The organism is Oleiphilus sp. HI0123 (assembly GCF_001635315.1).
In genome coordinates, this window is record NZ_LWGE01000496.1 from 1 (window position 1) to 1911 (window position 1911).

Annotated in this window: 1 protein-coding gene and 1 pseudogene; both read left to right on the top strand. The window is 45.3% G+C overall.

Annotated elements, in window-relative coordinates; genetic code table 11:
• Positions 1–869 (top strand): annotated as a pseudogene (locus tag A3761_RS26945) (IS21 family transposase); the annotation flags it as partial.
• A complete protein-coding gene (gene istB / locus A3761_RS04725) occupies positions 859–1602 on the top strand; it encodes an IS21-like element helper ATPase IstB (RefSeq protein ID WP_068510186.1) in 744 nt (247 codons plus the stop codon). The pseudogene A3761_RS26945 and the gene istB, both read left to right, overlap by 11 nt.
• The last annotated feature ends 309 nt before the right edge of the window (positions 1603–1911 follow it).

The window sequence follows — 1911 nt, forward strand, 5'->3', positions numbered from 1 at the left end:
ACAGAACTCAGCTTCAAACAGGTCATTATCTGTTTGAAGCTGAGTTCTGTAATCCAGCTGCAGGTTGGGAGAAAGGCCAAGTCGAGAAAAAGGTGCGAGATGCTCGGCATCAGTTATGGCATACCGCTCCCAAGTTCAAGACTCTCGAAGAACTTAATGCTTGGCTTGAACGCCAATGTATTGAACTGTGGCACCGCCAAAAACACCCAGAACAATCCAATCTAACGGTTGCTGAATGCTGGCGACAAGAACGGCCATGTTTAATGCCTGTCCCAGCGCCATTCGATGGCTATGTAGAAGAGACTAAGCGAGTCTCTTCTACATGCTTAATTACGTTCGAGCGTAACCGCTATAGTGTCCCGGCAAGCTTTGCTAACCAGCATGTGAGTCTTCATGTTTATGCAGCTGAAATCGTTATCGTTGCCGAAGGCAAGGAGATAGCAAGACATAGACGTATCTTCAATCGCAAGCATGATGCAGGTATCACCAAGTATGAATGGAGACATTATCTAGCCGTGGCTCAACGCAAACCAGGAGCACTGCGTAACGGCGCACCGTTCGAGACCTTGCCAGACAGCTTCAAGTCCATTCAAAAGTATTTACTTCGACGACAAGGTGGTGATCGAGAAATGGTCGAGATATTGGCCTTGGTACTTCATCACGACGAACAGCTGGTTGAGCAAGCGGTTGAGGAATCTCTGCGATGCGGGCACCCCTCAAAACAGCATGTAATGAACTGTTTGAGCCGACTCATCGAACAGGAAACACCTGAGCCTTTGCTAACACCACCCTCTCTCATTCTAAACGAAGAACCTATTGCCAACACACAACGCTACGATCAACTAAGAGGTCATCCTTATGCACATTGAAACCATGATCCACACCTTCAAACAACTCAAACTACACGGTATGGCCAACAGTGTTATGGAGCTATCACAGCAAGCTGGGCCATCTTACCTTCAAGCACAGCCCATTCTTGAAGCCTTGATCAAAGCTGAAGTAACAGATCGAGAAGTGCGATCAATCGCTTATCAGATGAAGCATGCAAGGTTCCCAGCCTACCGTGACCTAGCTGGCTTTGACTTCAATCAAAGCAGTGTAGATGAAACGCTTGTCAAAGCGCTTCATCGCTGTGAGTTCATCGAAGGCAGCCACAACATCGTACTTATAGGAGGCCCTGGCACGGGTAAAACTCACTTAGCAACGGCAATAGGCGTACAAGCCATCCAACACCACCGACTACGAGTGCGCTTCTTATCGACCATTGAACTTGTGAATCAACTTGAACAAGAAAAACTCGAAGGTAAAGCGGGACGCATTGCGAACAGGTTAAGCCATACAGACTTGGTTATCTTAGATGAACTTGGTTACTTGCCCTTTAGTCAAACGGGAGGCGCATTACTATTCCACTTGCTAGGCAAACTATATGAGAAAACAAGTGTGATTATCACGACTAACTTAAGCTTTTCAGAGTGGAGCCAAGTCTTCGGTGACGCAAAGATGACAACCGCATTACTTGATCGACTAACGCATCACTGTCACATCATTGAAACAGGTAACGAAAGTTACCGCTACAAAGAATCTACTAATAAACGAATTTAAAACTGGAAATAAAAGAAAAGTTCAGGCCATAATCTGGCCTCTCAGGCGGGTCAAAATTAAGTGCAAAAGCCGGGTCAGTTTTACATGCAAATTAACACGCACCATTTAGAACAATATTTTGGCTCACACGCTGCGGAGCATTCTTTGCTATAGCAAGGGCTACCCCTTTTGATACCTCGCAAATACTCACTCCTTTAATTGTGTTTTCACATACATTAGCAATTGTTTGGTTCGCTAGAAAGAATAGGATGACAAACAAGAAAAATGGCTTCATTGAGCTAGATTACTCCGTATCTAACAAAAACGTGG

Bases quoted from the DNA above. Each gene is read 5' to 3' on its own strand.
- istB (WP_068510186.1), top strand. From the start codon at position 859: ATGCACATTGAAACCATGATCCACACCTTCAAACAACTCAAACTACAC.